The following is a 14,803-nucleotide window of genomic DNA, read 5'->3' as shown; positions in this document are numbered from 1 at the left end:
TCCGGCTGCGAGCCTGGGCCGGCCGGACAGAACATCCTCAGACGACGGGCCAGGTTCATTCACCGGTTCACGTCCATCAGGCATGCTGTCCCTCGTACCCACGCGACTCCTCCAGTCGGGCCGTAGCCCGCTGAGCCCCGGATCCCGCGCCGGCCTCGGCGCGGCCCTCGCCCTGCTCGCGATCGTCTCGGGGCTCGAGCTGGCCGACGGGCGTCGGGTGCACTACGTCGCCCTTCTGGCGGCGGCTCCGATCCTGGCCGCCGCCCTGGCGGCCTGGCGGGTGGTGCTGGGCGTGGGTGCCGCGGCGACTCTGATCGGGGTGGGCTTCGCCCTGGTGGACCCGAGGATGATGCTGGTGACCTCGGTCAACGTGCTCGGCGTCGCGGTCGCGAGCGCGCTGGCCGTGGCGGTGGCCTCGATCCGCCAGCGGCAGGCGGAGCAGATCGCCGAGCTGACCAAGCTGGCCTCGGTGGCCCAGCAGGCGGTGCTGCGCCCGCTCGGACCGCAGGTCGGCATGCTCTCGGTGGCCGGTCGCTACATCTCCTCCACCGCCACGGCCGAGATCGGCGGCGACCTGTACGAGGCGATCGACACCCCGTACGGCGTCCGCATGATCATTGGTGACGTCCGCGGCAAGGGCCTGGATGCGGTTCGGCTGGCCAGCATCGTCCTCGGCTCGTACCGGCACGTGGCCTACGAGCGGGCCGACCTGCGGGCCGTCGTGGCGGACCTGGACCGCGCGGTGGCCCGCAACGTCGGCGACGAGGACTTCGTGACCGCCGCGCTGGTCGAGGAGCGGGGCGGGACGCTCACGATCGTCAACTGCGGGCACCCGTCGCCGTTGCTGCTGCGCCGGGGCGCGGTCATCCCGCTGGAGCCGCCGGCGCCGGCGCCGCCCCTCGGGTTCATGCCGGTGGTGCGCCCCCGCGTGGAACGCCTGGAGCCCGGCGACCGCCTGCTCCTGTTCACCGACGGTCTCGGCGAGGCCCGGCGGGACGGTGAGTTCTTCCCCACCGCCGACCGGGCGTGGCGGTTGCTGGGGCACGGCACGGTCGCCGACGGGCTCGCGTCGCTGGAGACGGCCCTCGTCGAGTGGGTGCACGGGCACCTGGACGACGACATCGCCCTGGTCCTGATGGAGTACGTCGGTGCCCGTACGGGCGCGACGTCGGCGGTTCCGAGCTGGGAAGTCGGCGCCGCCGAGAGCTGAGCGGGGCTTCCGGCGCGCAACTGTGTAATCGCCGTCACTTACGTGATCGGCTTGTCGCTGCCTACCCGCGAGTAATACAGTTGGGGTTACTGATCGGTAACACCTGTCCGGAAGCGGGGCCAGCGAGCATGACCCACTACAAGAGCAACCTGCGGGACCTCGAGTTCAACCTGTTCGAGGTCTTCGGGGCGGACCGGGCGTTCGGCCAGGAGCCCTATTCGGAACTCGACGCCGACACCGCCCGCAGTTTCCTCGCCGAGCTTGACCGCCTCGCCCGCGAGGACCTGGCCGCCAGCTACACGGACAGCGACCGCAACCCGCCGGTCTTCGACCCGGCCACGCACACCGCGCCGCTGCCGGCGTCGTTCAAGAAGTCGTACCAGGCGTTCATGGACTCCGAGTTCTGGCGCCTGGACCTGCCGCCCGCGCTGGGTGGCACCAACGCGCCCCGCGCGCTCTGGTGGGCACTCGCCGAGCTGGTGCTGGGCTCCAACGCTCCGATCTGGATGTACGCCTCCGGTCCGTCCTTCGCGCACGTGCTGCACGTCGAGGGCACCGAGCGGCAGAAGAAGTGGGCCAAGCTCTTCATCGACAAGCAGTGGGGCTCCACCATGGTGCTCACCGAGCCGGACGCCGGCTCGGACGTCGGCGCCGGCCGGGCCCGTGCGACGCAGCAGCCCGACGGTTCCTGGCACATCGAGGGCGTGAAGCGCTTCATCACCTCGGGCGAGCACGACCTGACCGACAACATCGTGCACTACGTGCTGGCCCGCCCGGTCGGCGTGGAGGGCGTCGGTGGCCCCGGCACCAAGGGCCTGTCCCTCTTCGTGGTGCCCAAGTTCCACTTCGACGAGACCACCGGCGAGCTGGGTGAGCGCAACGGCGTCTACACCACGAACGTCGAGCACAAGATGGGCTTGAAGGTCTCCAACACCTGCGAGCTGACCTTCGGTGAGCACGGCGTACCGGCCAAGGGCTGGCTGCTCGGCGACAAGCACGACGGCATCCGGCAGATGTTCATGATCATCGAGTACGCCCGGATGCTTGTCGGCACCAAGGCCATCGCCACCCTCTCCACCGGCTACCTCAACGCCCTGGAGTACGCGAAGAGCCGGGTGCAGGGCGCCGACCTGGTCCAGCAGGCGGACAAGACCGCCCCGCGGGTCACCATCACCCACCACCCGGACGTCCGCCGATCGCTGCTGCTGCAGAAGTCGTACGCCGAGGGTCTTCGTGCCCTGGTCCTCTACACCGCCACCTGGCAGGACAAGGTCGCCATCGCCGAGGCGGCGGGCGACGAGAAGGCCACCAAGCTGGCCAAGCGGGTCAACGACCTGCTGCTGCCGCTGGTCAAGGGCGTCGGGTCGGAGCGGGCCTACGAGATGCTCGGCCACGAGGCCCTGCAGACCTTCGGCGGCTCCGGCTTCCTGCAGGACTACCCGCTGGAGCAGTACGTCCGGGACGCCAAGATCGACACGCTGTACGAGGGCACCACTGCCATCCAGAGCCTGGACCTGATCTTCCGCAAGATCGTCCGGGACAACGGCAAGGCGCTGATGGCGGTCGCCGCCGAGATCCAGGAGTTCATCTCCTCCGAGGCGGGCAACGGCCAGCTCAAGGAGGAGCGGCAGGCGCTCGGCAAGGCGCTCGCCGAGATCCAGAACATCCTCGGCACGATGACCGGCTGGCTGGGCGAGGCACAGGGTGGCGACACCCGCGCGCTCTACAAGGTCGGCCTGAGCAGCCGGCGGTTCCTGCTGGCCATCGGCGACCTGGTCGTCGGCTGGCTGCTGCAGAAGCAGGCCGACGTCGCGCTCAAGGCGCTGGCCGGCGAGGTCTCCGCCACCGACAAGGCGTTCTACACCGGCAAGGTGGCCGCCGCCCGATTCTTCGCCCGTGAGGTGCTGCCGCGCATCGGCGCCGACCGGCGGATCATCGAGGGCACCGACCTCGACATCATGGACCTCCCGGAAGAGGCCTTCTGACCGTGCCGCGGCACGCGTGAGCGGTTCCGGGTCGCACCACCCGGCGCCGACACCGACGGCCGGTGGGGCAATCGCCCCGCCGGCCGTCGCGCTTCACGTCCGAGACATTGGCTGAGCCCGGTCGGGTATGCCGGTGCCGTGGCGGGTAACCCGCCGTGACCACGAAAGGGAACGCCCAGAGCCACCGCACGGGGGAGTGCAGCGCACATGGGTGTAGGAAGCGGCATCTTTCTCATCGCGCTCGGCGCGATCATGACCTTCGCGATCAGGGCCAACGTCTGGTGGATAGACCTGCGCGCGGTCGGCTGGGTGTTCATCCTGGCCGGGCTGGCCGTGCTGCTGACCACGCTCTGGTTCTGGCAGGACCGGCGCAAGCGGGCCCGGACCCTCATCGTGGAGGAGAACCGGCTGTCCCATCCGACGGCGATGATGCCACCGCCGCCGGACCCCCCGCCGCCGACCGCGCCGCCGTCCTGACCCACGCACGCCTGAGCACGTACGCCTGAGCCACCCGTCACGCGCGGCGGGTGGCTCAGCCGCGTGCGGTGTACCGCTGCGCGACCGGCGCCCCGCCTCTGCCCCACTCAGTCCACGCGGACACGCTGCGGTGCACCGCCAGCTCGGCGGTCCGTAGCCCCTCCTCGTCCGCAGTCTCCGGGTCGAGAAACGCGGACAGCAGAGAGACACCCGGATTGTGGGCGATCAGCAGCACGACCCGAGCCGCCGAATCGGCGGTACGGACCAGCGACAACAGCTCCTCGGGGTGGGCGTCGTACGCGCCGGGCTCGTAGCGGACGGTCGGGCGGGGACCGGTCGGCCCACCCTCCGGCGGCGAACCGGCCATCCCCATCGCCACCCCGTGCCAGGTCTGGCGGGTGCGCCGGGCCGTCGAGCAGATCACCACGTCGGGCAGCAGATCGTGGTGGGCCAGCCACGCGCCGGCCGCCGCCGCGTCGGCCTCCCCGCGGGCGCTGAGCGGGCGCTCGGCGTCGTCAGTGCCCTCGCTGCCCTGCTCGGCCTTGGCGTGCCGGAGCAACACCAGTGTCCGCGTGTCGGCATGGCTGTCCGTCATACCACCAGCTTGCCCGATTGGCGATCTTCCTGCCGGGGTAAGTCCAGGGATGCCGCACCCCTATCAACGGCCGCGGCGGACCGTACGCCTGGTAAGAGCCGAGGAGCGAGACATGGGCATTGGTGGCAGCATCTTCCTGATCGCGCTGGGCGCGATCTTCGCGTTCGCCGTGGAGGCCGACCTGGGTTGGCTGAACCTGGCCGTCGTCGGCTGGGTGTTGATGCTCGCCGGTGTCGCCGGCCTGCTCGCCACCCTCTACTTCTGGAACAGCCGCCGTCGCACGGTGGTCGCCGCCCCGGTCCGCGAAGAGCGCGTGGTGGCCGACCGGGTCGTTCCCGTCCAGAACGACCAGGTCGTGCAGGAGTACCGCGAGGTGCGTCGGCCGGGTCGCCCCGTCTGATCCCTCGCCCGCACACTCCGGGGTCCCGCAGCGTGGCGGGGCCCCGGCTCGCGTCTGTGGGCGTCGGCCTGAGGCGAACAGCGGTGCTCTGTGGGGGGTCTGCCTCAGGCGAACAGCGCGAAGTAGATCGCGATGTGGTGGCACAGCGCCGCCAGCAGGGTGCAGGCGTGGAAGAACTCGTGGTGGCCGAAGACGGTGGGCCACGGGTTGGGGCGGCGCAGCGCGTAGAAGACCGCGCCGACGCTGTAGATGGCCCCACCGACGATCAGCAGCACCAGCGCCGCGACTCCGCCGCCGTGCAGGATCTGCGGCAGCATGGCCACCGCCACCCAGCCCAGCGCCAGGTAGAGCGGCGCGGAGACCCAGCGCGGCGCGTGTGGCCAGATCACCTTGAGCGCCACACCGGCCAGTGCGCCACCCCAGACCAGGGCCAGCATCAAAGTGGCCTGCCCGGTCGAGAGGAGCATGACGCAGAGCGGGGTGTACGTGCCGGCGATGAACACGAAGATCATGCAGTGGTCCATCCGGCGCATCACCTGGTAGCCGCGCTCGGACCACACACGACGGTGGTACAGGGCGCTCGTGCCGAACAGCCCGCAGACCGTCAGGCTGTAGATGACGCAGCTCACCAGGGGTGCCCAGCCCGGTCGGGTGGCGGCGATCGAGCAGAGCACGATGCCGCCGACCACGGCGACGAAGAAGGCGTACGTATGCAGCCAGCCGCGCATCCGGGGCTTGCCGATGTCGACCGGCTTCAGACGAAGCGGGGCGGAGGTGGTCACGACATCAGGTTACGGCACCGTAGGTTACTTTCAAGTAGTCAGGCCGGTGACTCCGAGCACCGTCACCGTGGACACCGTGCCGGCACGGCGTCGGCGAGGATGAGCGGATGCGGATCCGACCCGCCGGTGCCCACGCTCTGCTGCTCGACTGCACCGCCCCGGCCGACATTCCCGAGGCGGCAGTGGTCGAAGCGTGGCGGGCCGAGCTGTGGCGCCGCCGCGAGCAGGGTGACCTGAGCGCGGTCGAGATCGTGCCGGGGGCCCGCACCGTCCTGCTCGACGGCCTGCCCGACCCCACCGCCACCGCCGACCTGCTGTCCCGCTGGACGCCAGCGGTCGCCGCCGCCGCCACTGAGCGTCACGGTATCGCGGCCGGCGCCGGCGGCGGTGACACGACCAGCGGCGGCGGCTCCGGCGCGGAGGTCGTCGTGCCTGTCGAGTTCGACGGGCCGGACCTGCCGGTCGTCGCCGACCACTGGGGCGTCGACGTGCCGGCCGTCCTGCGCCGCCTGACCGGCACCCGGTTCCGGGTCGCGTTCTGCGGGTTCGCTCCCGGATTCCCCTACCTGACCGGGCTCCCCACCGACCTGGCGCTGCCCCGGTTGCCCACTCCCCGCCCCCGGGTGCCGGCCGGCTCGGTCGCGCTGGCCGGCCCGTACGCCGGCATCTACCCCAGCGCATCCCCCGGCGGCTGGCTGCTGGTCGGCCGGACCGACCTGCCCCTCTTCGACGTCGACGTCGACCCGCCCGCCCGGCTCGGCCCCGGCACCCGCGTCCGGATGGTGGCGATGTGACCCGGCCCGCAGCGATCGAGGTGCTCCGCGCGGGCGCGCTCACCACCGTCCAGGATCTGGGTCGGCCCGGCTGGGCGCACCTCGGCGTACCCCACTCCGGCGCTCTCGACCCGACCGCCCTGCGGCTCGCCAACCGGCTGGTCGGCAACGCCGAACAGGCCGCCGGCCTGGAGATCACCCTGACCGGCTGCACACTGCGGCTGACCCACGCCACGACCGTGGCGATCACCGGCGCCGAGGTGGCGGTCCGCGCCGGGGACCGCCCGGGCGACATCGGCCGCCCGCTCACCGTCCCGGCCGGGACCGTGCTGCGCGTCGGCCCCGCCCGTCGGGGCGTACGGAGCTGGCTCGCCGTGGCCGGCGGGATCGACGTACCGCAGGTGCTCGGCAGCCGCGCCACCGACACCCTCGCCGGGCTCGGCCCGCCCGTGCTGCGCGACGGCGACCGGCTGCCGCTGGGCGTGCCGCTGGCCGAACCCGCGCCGGTGGACGTGACCGTCGGCCCGGCACCCGCGACCGAACTGCGCCTGAGCGTGCGCCTCGGCCCCCGCGACGACTGGTTCACCCCGAGCGCGCTCGACCTGCTCTTCGGCACCGCGTACACCGTCAGCCCAGTCAGCAACCGGGTCGGCGCGCGGCTCGCCGGCGCGGCCCTGCCCCGCGCGGTCGCCGGCGAACTGCCCAGCGAGGGCATCGTGCTCGGGGCGGTACAGGTGCCGGCGGACGGCCAACCCCTGATCTTCCTCGCCGACCATCCGACCACCGGCGGTTACCCGGTCATCGGGGTGGTCACCGACGTGACCCCGCTCGCGCAGGCCCGGCCAGGTACTACCGTCAGATTCCATGGACCTCAACGCTGACCTGGGCGAAGGATTCGGTATCTGGCGGCTCGGTGACGACGACGCGCTGCTGGACCTGGTGACCTCCGCCAACGTGGCCTGTGGCTTCCACGGCGGTGACCCGTCCACCATGCGGCGGGTCTGCGAGGGCGCGGCGAAGCGCGGCGTCGCGGTGGGCGCGCAGGTCGGCTACCGGGACCTGGCCGGCTTCGGCCGGCGACGCATCGCGTACGACTTCGCCGAACTGCGCGACGAGATCACCTACCAGTTGGGCGCGCTGGACGCCTTCTGCCGGCTCTTTCGCACCCGGGTCCGCTACCTCAAGCCCCACGGCGCGCTCTACCACGCGGCCGCCACCGACGAGTCCCAGGCGGCGGCGGTGGTCGCCGCCGTCAGCGGCCACGACCCCGAGATGCCCGTGCTCTGCCTGCCCGGCTCGGTGCTCGCCCAGCTCGCCGTCGGCGCGGGCCTGCCGGTGGTCGCCGAGGCGTTCGCCGACCGCGGCTACCTGCCCAACGGGTCGCTGGTGCCGCGCGGCGCACCGGGCGCGCTGATCACCGATCCGGAGGAGGTGGCCACCCGGGCGGTACGGATGGCCACCGAACGGACCGTCGTGGCGGTGGACGGCACAGTGGTCCCCTGCCCGGTGGAGTCGATCTGCGTACACGGGGACACACCGGGGGCGGTCTCCGCCACCGAACTGGTCCGCGCCTCCCTGATCGACGCCGACGTCCCGCTCGCCCCGTTCGCCGCCTAGGCGTCCAGGCCGCGCAGGACCAGCGGGAGCCGGGACGCCGCCCCGTCGACCACCCGCACCGGGACGCCCCAGTCCTGCCGGGTCAGGTGGCAGGCCGCGTGCTCGACGTCCGCGTCGCAGGTCGCCGCCTGGGCGGTCACCTGAAGCACCCCGCCGGTCGCCTCGCTGTTGAGCACCAGCCGGCGGGACAGCTCGGTGCCGGTGCCGGCGCCGTCCAGCAGCAGCTCCGGCGGGGACGCGGACACCACCAGACGGGTCGACGGCCCGTACGTCTCGTCCAGCTTCTGCCCCGGCGCGGGCGTGAAGACGATGTCCAGGGTGACCTCGCCCGCCGCCACGTCGGTCGGCCTCCGCTCGGTGCGGTGCCGGGGGCCGTCGACGGTGCTCGCACCGGCCGCCGACAGCGCTCCGGGCGCCAGCCGGGTCAGGCGGTGCGCGGCGGACTCCACCACCAGCACCTCACCGGCCGGGGTGAGCACCAGGTCGCTCGGCTCGGCCAGCCCGTCCGCGACCGTGGACACCTGGTTGCTAGCCGGGTCGAAGCGGCGCACCGCGCCGTTGTAGGTGTCCGCGATCAGCACCGAGCCGTCCGGCAGCGCGCACACCCCCAGCGGGTGCTGGAGCAGCGCCGACTCGGCCGGCCCGTCCACATGCCCGAAGTCGAAGAGCCCCTGCCCGACGGCGGTGCCCAGCACCCCGTTCTCGACGTACCGGACGGCACTGGTCTCGCTGTCGGCGATCCAGAGCCGGGCACCGTCGGGGGAGACGGACAGCCCCGACGGCTGCGCCATCCACGCCTCGGCCAGCGGGCCGTCGCGCAGCGCCTCCACGGTGGTGCCCGCGTACATGCCGGCGGTCCGCTTGATCGGGTCGAACCACCAGAGCTGGTGGATGCCCGCCATCGCGATGATCAGCTTGTCGTCGTACCAGGCCAGGTCCCAGGGGGACGACAGGTCCACGGAGAGCGCGTCGTGCGCGTGGTCGTCGACCGAGGCACGCCACTGTCGGCCGCTGCCGGCCACGGTGACCACCTCGCCGGACTCCAGCCGCACGCCGCGCAGCAGGTGGTTGACGGTGTCGGCGACCACCAGGTCGTAGCCGGCCACCTCGGCGACGTGGGTGGGCAGCAGGCAGAGGCCCTGCGGCTCCGAGAAGGTCGCCGCCTCGGCCGGCCCGTCGGCCCGACCCCGCTCGCCCGAGCCGATGCGGCGAACCGGCGTCTCGCCGTCCGGGGCCACCTCGACCAGGGAGTGCCGGGCCGAGTCCGAGACCAGCAGGTTGCCGTCCGGCAGCAGCACCGCCTTACCCGGGAAGCGCAGCGCGGTCTCCGGGGCGGGCGGCGGGACGTACGGGCCGGTGCCCCGGTGCAGCGTGCCCTTCGCCTCGTGGGTGGCGATCAGCTCGTCGATCAGCCGGGCCAGCCCTTCGGCGTGGCCCTCGCCGGCCATGGTGGCCACCACGTAACCCTCCGGGTCGATCACCGACAGGGTCGGCCAGGCCCGGGCCGCGTACTGCTGCCACATGTCCAGCTCGGGGTCATCGAGTACGGGGTGGTGCACGCCGTACCGCTCGACGGCGGCGATCAGCGCGTCGGCGTCCTTCTCGTGCTCGAACTTCGGCGAGTGCACGCCGATCACGACGAGCACGTCGCCGTACTTCTCCTCCAGCGGCCGCAGCTCGTCGAGCACGTGCAGGCAGTTGATGCAGCAGAAGGTCCAGAAATCAGCGAGGACGATCTTGCCGCGCAGATCCTGCAGGGTCAGGTCCTTGCCGCCGGTGTTGAGCCACTGCCGGCCCCGTAGTTCGGGTGCCCGTACGCGCGCTGTCGTTCCCATGCCTGTCAGCCTGCCACGCCTCGCGGGCCCGCCCGCCGTGACCCGGACGACAGGCCGTCGCGGGGCCACGCTGGCTGTGTGGTGCTGGGCGGTCGAGGCGGGTGCGGCGGATGGCCCTGGTGGGTCGGCCCGCGGGACGGGCGCCACTCTGCCACCCGTCACCTGTCGAGCTGCCCCATGTCTGGGGCGGGGTTACCGGTCTTGATCCGCCCCATATTCGGGGCAGCTCGACAGGCACCAACGAAGGTGCGGCCGGGGGGCGGCTCGTCGATGCAGCATCGACGCCCCGACCGTCCCTGCGCGTTCACGCACAGAACGGCGGGGCCACGGTTGCCCGTGGCCCCGCCGTCGATGCGTCCTACTTGGTGGCCGGCTTGAGGCAGAGCACCCGGTTGGTGCCCTCGCCGGGCAGCACCACGTGGGGCTGCGCGGGGTCGGCGCACTTGTCCTTGGCGTCCACCTTGGAAACGATCGTGAACGCGCCGGCCTCGCCGCAGTCCACCGCCGAAGCGCCCTGGCCGGCCTGCTTCACGCAGGTGCCGACCGCCGGGTCGAAGGCCGGTGAGTCGTCCCCACCGCTGAACTTGCCGAGCAGCATCAGCAGGCCGAGCGGCACCGCCAGGATCAGCACGGCGGCGACCAACACCGCGGCCAGGACCCGACCGTTGCGCACCTTCGGCACCGGAGGCTCCGCCTTGGGCTCGTCCGCCTCCGGCTTGAAGGAGTCGAAGCGGCCCTGGTCCGATTCGGTGGCCTCCTGGCCCCAGGACGGCACCGGCTGCTGAGGCGGCGGGAAGGCCCCGAACTGACCACCCGGCGCCTGCTCGATGGCCGGGGCACCGAAGCCCGGCGCTCCGTTCACCGCGGCCGCGCCGGCGGCCGGTGCGCCGAAGCGGTCGGCTGGGCGATCACCGCCGGACTGCGGTCGAGTGCCGTTCACCGGCCGGTTGTTGCCGGGCGCGTCGACGAAGGACGGCACACCGGGTGGGAACGCTGGCGGCGCGGCAGCGGCCGAGGGGGGCTCGCCGAACCCGTTGGGCGCCGACGACCGTTCCCGGTCGTCGAACTGCGGCTCGGACGGCGAATCGTCGCCCCAACCGGGGAAGCCCTGCCGATCCGGCCCGTTCTGCCAGTCCGGCGGGCCCTGACGCTCCGGTGCCTGCTGCCAGTCGGGCGCGGCCGGGCGACCGGCGTCCTGCTGCCAGTCCGGCGTGGCCGGGCGGCCGGCGTCCTGCTGCCAGTCCGGCGTGCCCTGGCGGCCGGCGTCCTGCTGCCAGTCGGGCATGCCCGAACGCTCGGGCGCCGGGTCGGCCTGGAACGCCTCCGGGGCCGCCTGCTCCGGCTCGTTGTCCGACTCGGGTCGGGCCGGGCGGCCGTACACCCGGGGTTGTGGCGTGGCGGCGCTGGTCGGCCGCATGGCCTGGTCGGCCGGGGGCATCACGCGGCTGGCCAGCGGCACCGAGGCGCTCGCCGAGGCGCGGCTCGCCGCGCTGGCGGCCGACTCGGCGTCCGATGCCGGTACGACCGCGCGGCCGGCCCCCGACTCCGGGGAGGTACGCGGAGCAGGCACCGCGGCGGCGCTCGCCGACGCCTCGTCGGCCCGGCCCCAGCCGGCCGGCTCGGCCTCGTACGGTGCGGGGGCCTCCGGGGTGTCCCGCTCGGAGTACGCCGGCTGCTCGGGGATCGGGGGGTACTGCGTCGACGGCGCGTAGTCGGCCGGCGGGGCGGCCGCGAGGCTGGCACCCGGCACGCGCTGCTCCTGCGGCGGCAGCGGCACGGCGTTGGCGGGTGAGATGCCGGGCGCGGGTGCGGGCTGGTAGACCGGCGGCTCGTCGGCCCGGTCGGCGTCCCAGCCGCCTCGCGACTGGGCCTCCGCCTCGGCGCGGCCCCACACCTCGCCCGGCGCCCACGGCTGAACCTCACCGGGGTTGGCCTGCACCGGGTTGTCCGGCCCAGCCGCGGCCCAGCCGGGCGTCGCGTCGCTGCCGGGCACGCTGGCGCGGGCGGCCGCGGGGCCAGCCTGCTCGGCCTGCGGCCAGGCGGCCGGTTCCGGACGCTCGGCCGGCTGGTCCTGGGGTGCGAGCACCCAGTCCGGCTGCTGCGGGCGGCCCTCGGCGCCACCCCAGGCGGCGGGCTGCTGGGCCTCTTCCTGCGCCTGCCAGTTGGCGGCCGGGACCTGGGCCGCGCCACGGGAACCGGCCGACTCGGCCTGCCCCCAGCCGGGGGACGGCTGCTCGGTCTGCCCGGCGGGCTGGCCCCAGGTCTGCGGGGCCTGCTCGGCCGGCGTCCAGACGGGCTGGTCATCCCGGGCGGCGGCAGCGCCGACGGCCCAGCCACCGGACCCGGACGGGTCGTCCTGCGGGCCGGGTACGCCGGCTCGGCCGGCGGGCTGCGCCGGCTCGGCGTGCCACTCACCGGCGGGCGGGTTGGCCTGCCCCCCGCCAGCCCATCCGCCGGAGCGGGACGGGTCGTCCGGGGCGGCGGGCCAGGCGGCGGTGGCCGGGGGCACCTGTGCGGCGCCCCGGGCGGCCGGCTGGGCCTGTGCCCAGTCGGGCTGCTCCGCGGCACCGCCGGACCAGGCGGGTGCGGCCTGCTCGGGCGGCGTCCAGCCCTGCTGCGGGGGAGTCCATGCGGCGGGCTGCCCCTGCTCCGGCGAAGAGCCGCCGGTGGCCCACGCGGGCTGTGCCGGGTCGCTGGGCTGCGGTGCGGCGGCGGCACCCCAGGCGGGGTTCGGCTGCTGCTCGGACTGGGTCGCCCAGGCCGGGGCGGACGGGTTCGGCCGCGCGGGTGGCGGGGGTGCCCAGCCCAGGTCGGGGCCGGCGGCGTTGTAGCCGTTGTCCGGCTGCGCCGGGCGGTCGCCGTACGGCGCCGGTCCGCCGGCGCCCGGTGACACCTCGTCCGGCTCCTGGCCGGGGCGGTGCGGGCCCTCGGACGTCATGGGTGCGCCTCCTCCATCACATGTCGGCCGCCGGTGCCGATCGGTCTCCTCGGCGTGGCTGCCGGCGTCACCGGCGTACCGCCGTGCCGGCTCCCCGCACCGTATCTGGTGGCCGCACGAGGCGTCCAAAGGAGCACCGGTCGTCACTGCCCGTCGCCGGGTGGTGTCGAGCAGCTTCTATCGGCTCGGCGTCGGCCGGGCCGGCGGGCGGCGACCGAAGCCCACCGTACCGGGCGCTGCGGCAGGGCGGAATCCCGGTGTCAGGTGCTGGCGGAACGCCGATGGCCCACCCGGTGGGCCGGGTGGGCCATCGATCTGGAGGAGGTGAGGAATGTCGTGGAGCGTCAGCTCATGTGACGCTGGGCGATGACGAGGAGTTCCTCGCGAACGGCCGGCGAGTTGGCCGAGCGCAGCGCGTGCTCGATGGCACGGGCGCGGCGGTTGGCGTCGCGGTGGTTGCGGATTCGCTCGATCATGCTCATTGGTGGGTCCCCCTGGCTATTCGGTTGTCGGCCCCTGATGCATCTATTCAACCGCAGAACCCGGCCAACTTCCATCGATTATTAGGTGAGCTGGGACACCCACCTAACAATCAAAGGTCAACAGGGGTTGTGGCCGACGGTTTCGTCGCCCAACGGACACGGCCGGTGTGCCGGGCGTTAACCCGTGGCACACCGGCCGTGGCTGGCGTTGCGGACCGGTCAGGTCCAGGCGAGCAGCGCCGCCTCGGGGTCGGCGAGGAAGTCGCCGATGTCGCGCAGGAACTTCGAACCCAGCTCACCGTCGATGATCCGGTGGTCGAAACTCAGACCCAACGTGGTGACCTGCCGGGCCTTGACCTTGCCCTTGTGCACCCACGGCATCTCCCGCACCGCGCCGAAGGCGAGGATCGCCGACTCGCCCGGCGGCAGGATCGGCGTGCCGGTGTCCACCCCGAACACCCCGACGTTGGTGATGGTCAGGGTGCCGCCGGACATGTCCGCGGGCGAGGTGCGGCCGGACTTCGCCGTCTGCACCAGGCCGTTCAGCGCGTCGGCCAACTCCCGCAGCGAGAGCCGACCGGCGTCCTTCACGTTCGGCACGATCAGGCCACGCTCGGTGGCCGCCGCGATGCCGAGGTTGACGTACTCCTTGACGACGATCTCGTCGCCGGCCCAGGTCGAGTTGACCATCGGGTGACGCTTGACAGCCAGGAGCACCGCCTTCGCCACCAGCAGCAGCGGCGAGACCCGGACGTCACGCCACTCCCGCCGGCCTCGCAGGCGCTCCAGCGCCTTCATCGCCCGGGTCACGTCGACGGTCAGGAACTCCGTCACGTGAGGAGCGGTGAACGCCGAGCGGGACATGTTCTCGGCGGTGAGCTTACGGACGCCCTTGACCGGGATGCGCTGCTCACGGTCGGCGCCGAAGCTCGCGGCGCTCGTCGCGGTCGAGGTGACCGCGACCGGCTCGGCCGCCGCCACGGAACCGCTCGCCGCCTGCTGTACGTCCTCCCGGGTGATCGAGCCCAGCGGTCCCGACCCGGTCAGCGTGCTCAGGTCGACGCCGAGGTCCTTGGCGAGCTTGCGCACCGGCGGCTTGGCCAGAACAAGTCCGCCCGCCGCACCACCCCGTCGATCATGGACCTGTGGTGCCGGAGTTGTGGAGCTAGCGGCTGGTATGTCACCCACCACAACTTCATGATCGACCCCAGCGGGGGTGGGGGTGGGGGCCTGCGCCGGGACGGCACCCTTGCGGGGCCGGCGCTTCGCGGCGGTGGTACGCGGCCCGTAGCCGACGAGCACCGCCGTCCGCCCGCCCGGGGCGGCGCCGCCGATCAGGCCCGGCTCGATCATGCCCTCGGCCGGGGCCACCTCCACCGCCGCCAGCGAGGCCGCCGACGGGGTGGGCAGGTCGCCGCTGGGCGTGGCCGTGGTGGACGGCGCCTCCAGCGGGCCCGCGCCCGGGTCGGTGTCGATCGCGATGATCGGCGTGCCGACCTCGACCGTCGCGCCCTCCGGGTGGTGGATCGCCTGCACCTGCCCGGCCCACTTCGCCGGGATCTCCACCGCCGCCTTGGCCGTCTCGACCTCGACGATCGGCTGGTTCAGCTCGATGGTGTCGCCGACCTTGACCAGCCAGGCCAGGATCTCGCCCTCGGTCAGCCCCTCGCCCAGGTCGGGCAGGTTGAACGTCTTGATCCGGGACATGT

General features: G+C 73.3%; 13 protein-coding genes. 7 read left to right on the top strand and 6 right to left on the bottom strand.

The annotated features are described in order from the left end of the window. Positions 1 to 82 precede the first annotated feature (82 nt). From AB0B39_RS06570 to AB0B39_RS06560, 3 genes are all read left to right on the top strand, one after another. Entirely contained in the window at positions 83 to 1,210 is a 1,128-nt protein-coding gene (locus AB0B39_RS06570; protein WP_234588960.1) for a PP2C family protein-serine/threonine phosphatase, read from the top strand. Between the two features lie 128 nt (positions 1,211 to 1,338). Beyond that, entirely contained in the window at positions 1,339 to 3,195 is a 1,857-nt protein-coding gene (locus AB0B39_RS06565) for an acyl-CoA dehydrogenase (protein WP_357573663.1), read from the top strand. A gap of 207 nt (positions 3,196 to 3,402) precedes the next feature. Further along, positions 3,403 to 3,672 (top strand): DUF6458 family protein, encoded by a 270-nt coding sequence (locus AB0B39_RS06560; protein ID WP_007454197.1) that lies wholly within the window; start codon positions 3,403 to 3,405, stop codon positions 3,670 to 3,672. A gap of 55 nt (positions 3,673 to 3,727) precedes the next feature. On the opposite strand, the gene AB0B39_RS06555 is transcribed toward AB0B39_RS06560, so the two are convergent. Continuing rightward, on the bottom strand, positions 3,728 to 4,267 hold the full coding sequence (locus AB0B39_RS06555; protein ID WP_357491532.1) for a histidine phosphatase family protein: 540 nt from the start codon (positions 4,265 to 4,267) through the stop codon (positions 3,728 to 3,730). A gap of 112 nt (positions 4,268 to 4,379) precedes the next feature. On the opposite strand from AB0B39_RS06555, the gene AB0B39_RS06550 reads away from it, so the two are divergent. Further along, positions 4,380 to 4,667, top strand: coding sequence for a DUF6458 family protein (locus AB0B39_RS06550; RefSeq protein WP_357491530.1), 288 nt, complete (start codon positions 4,380 to 4,382; stop codon positions 4,665 to 4,667). Positions 4,668 to 4,771: 104 nt separating this feature from the next. Here the strand turns inward: AB0B39_RS06550 and AB0B39_RS06545 are convergent, their stop codons facing one another. Next, the gene (locus AB0B39_RS06545) at positions 4,772 to 5,449 is read right to left on the bottom strand and encodes a hemolysin III family protein (RefSeq protein WP_357491528.1); all 678 of its coding nucleotides are present in this window, start codon (positions 5,447 to 5,449) and stop codon (positions 4,772 to 4,774) included. A 107-nt stretch (positions 5,450 to 5,556) separates the two neighbouring features. Here AB0B39_RS06545 and AB0B39_RS06540 point away from each other — a divergent pair, with 107 nt between their 5' ends. The 3 genes from AB0B39_RS06540 to AB0B39_RS06530 are packed head-to-tail and all read left to right on the top strand — an operon-like array spanning position 5,557 to position 7,839. Further along, positions 5,557 to 6,243 (top strand): allophanate hydrolase subunit 1, encoded by a 687-nt coding sequence (locus tag AB0B39_RS06540; protein ID WP_357573662.1) that lies wholly within the window; start codon positions 5,557 to 5,559, stop codon positions 6,241 to 6,243. Beyond that, positions 6,240 to 7,103, top strand: coding sequence for a biotin-dependent carboxyltransferase family protein (locus tag AB0B39_RS06535; RefSeq protein WP_357491524.1), 864 nt, complete (start codon positions 6,240 to 6,242; stop codon positions 7,101 to 7,103). Before AB0B39_RS06540 ends, AB0B39_RS06535 begins: the two co-directional genes overlap by 4 nt. Further along, entirely contained in the window at positions 7,087 to 7,839 is a 753-nt protein-coding gene (locus tag AB0B39_RS06530; RefSeq protein ID WP_234588971.1) for a 5-oxoprolinase subunit PxpA, read from the top strand. Before AB0B39_RS06535 ends, AB0B39_RS06530 begins: the two co-directional genes overlap by 17 nt. On the opposite strand, the gene AB0B39_RS06525 is transcribed toward AB0B39_RS06530, so the two are convergent. The 4 genes from AB0B39_RS06525 to AB0B39_RS06510 all read right to left on the bottom strand — a co-directional run bounded on the left by AB0B39_RS06525 (position 7,836) and on the right by AB0B39_RS06510 (position 14,801). Then, complete coding sequence (locus tag AB0B39_RS06525; RefSeq protein ID WP_357573661.1) at positions 7,836 to 9,674, bottom strand: NHL domain-containing thioredoxin family protein; 1,839 nt, start codon at positions 9,672 to 9,674, stop codon at positions 7,836 to 7,838. The two genes, AB0B39_RS06530 and AB0B39_RS06525, sit on opposite strands and share 4 nt — an antisense overlap. Positions 9,675 to 10,032: 358 nt before the next feature. Continuing rightward, positions 10,033 to 12,612: a hypothetical protein gene (locus tag AB0B39_RS06520; RefSeq protein WP_357573660.1), complete on the bottom strand. Its 2,580-nt coding sequence runs from the start codon at positions 12,610 to 12,612 to the stop codon at positions 10,033 to 10,035. A 344-nt stretch (positions 12,613 to 12,956) separates the two neighbouring features. Further along, positions 12,957 to 13,094 (bottom strand): hypothetical protein, encoded by a 138-nt coding sequence (locus AB0B39_RS06515; RefSeq protein ID WP_007454215.1) that lies wholly within the window; start codon positions 13,092 to 13,094, stop codon positions 12,957 to 12,959. A 219-nt stretch (positions 13,095 to 13,313) separates the two neighbouring features. Then, complete coding sequence (locus tag AB0B39_RS06510; protein WP_357573788.1) at positions 13,314 to 14,801, bottom strand: dihydrolipoamide acetyltransferase family protein; 1,488 nt, start codon at positions 14,799 to 14,801, stop codon at positions 13,314 to 13,316. Positions 14,802 to 14,803: the final 2 nt, after the last annotated feature.

Origin of the sequence: Micromonospora sp. NPDC049114 (assembly GCF_040648635.1) — a bacterium.
In the GTDB taxonomy this organism is placed as follows: domain Bacteria; phylum Actinomycetota; class Actinomycetes; order Mycobacteriales; family Micromonosporaceae; genus Micromonospora.
Note: the sequence above shows the minus strand (reverse complement) of the source record. Positions and strands in the feature narration are given on the sequence as shown.

Bases quoted from the DNA above. Each gene is read 5' to 3' on its own strand.
- AB0B39_RS06520 (WP_357573660.1), bottom strand. From the start codon at position 12,612: ATGACGTCCGAGGGCCCGCACCGCCCCGGCCAGGAGCCGGACGAGGTG.
- AB0B39_RS06510 (WP_357573788.1), bottom strand. From the start codon at position 14,801: ATGTCCCGGATCAAGACGTTCAACCTGCCCGACCTGGGCGAGGGGCTG.
- AB0B39_RS06565 (WP_357573663.1), top strand. From the start codon at position 1,339: ATGACCCACTACAAGAGCAACCTGCGGGACCTCGAGTTCAACCTGTTC.
- AB0B39_RS06515 (WP_007454215.1), bottom strand. From the start codon at position 13,094: ATGAGCATGATCGAGCGAATCCGCAACCACCGCGACGCCAACCGCCGC.
- AB0B39_RS06530 (WP_234588971.1), top strand. From the start codon at position 7,087: ATGGACCTCAACGCTGACCTGGGCGAAGGATTCGGTATCTGGCGGCTC.
- AB0B39_RS06560 (WP_007454197.1), top strand. From the start codon at position 3,403: ATGGGTGTAGGAAGCGGCATCTTTCTCATCGCGCTCGGCGCGATCATG.
- AB0B39_RS06540 (WP_357573662.1), top strand. From the start codon at position 5,557: ATGCGGATCCGACCCGCCGGTGCCCACGCTCTGCTGCTCGACTGCACC.
- AB0B39_RS06570 (WP_234588960.1), top strand. From the start codon at position 83: ATGCTGTCCCTCGTACCCACGCGACTCCTCCAGTCGGGCCGTAGCCCG.
- AB0B39_RS06550 (WP_357491530.1), top strand. From the start codon at position 4,380: ATGGGCATTGGTGGCAGCATCTTCCTGATCGCGCTGGGCGCGATCTTC.
- AB0B39_RS06525 (WP_357573661.1), bottom strand. From the start codon at position 9,674: ATGGGAACGACAGCGCGCGTACGGGCACCCGAACTACGGGGCCGGCAG.
- AB0B39_RS06555 (WP_357491532.1), bottom strand. From the start codon at position 4,267: ATGACGGACAGCCATGCCGACACGCGGACACTGGTGTTGCTCCGGCAC.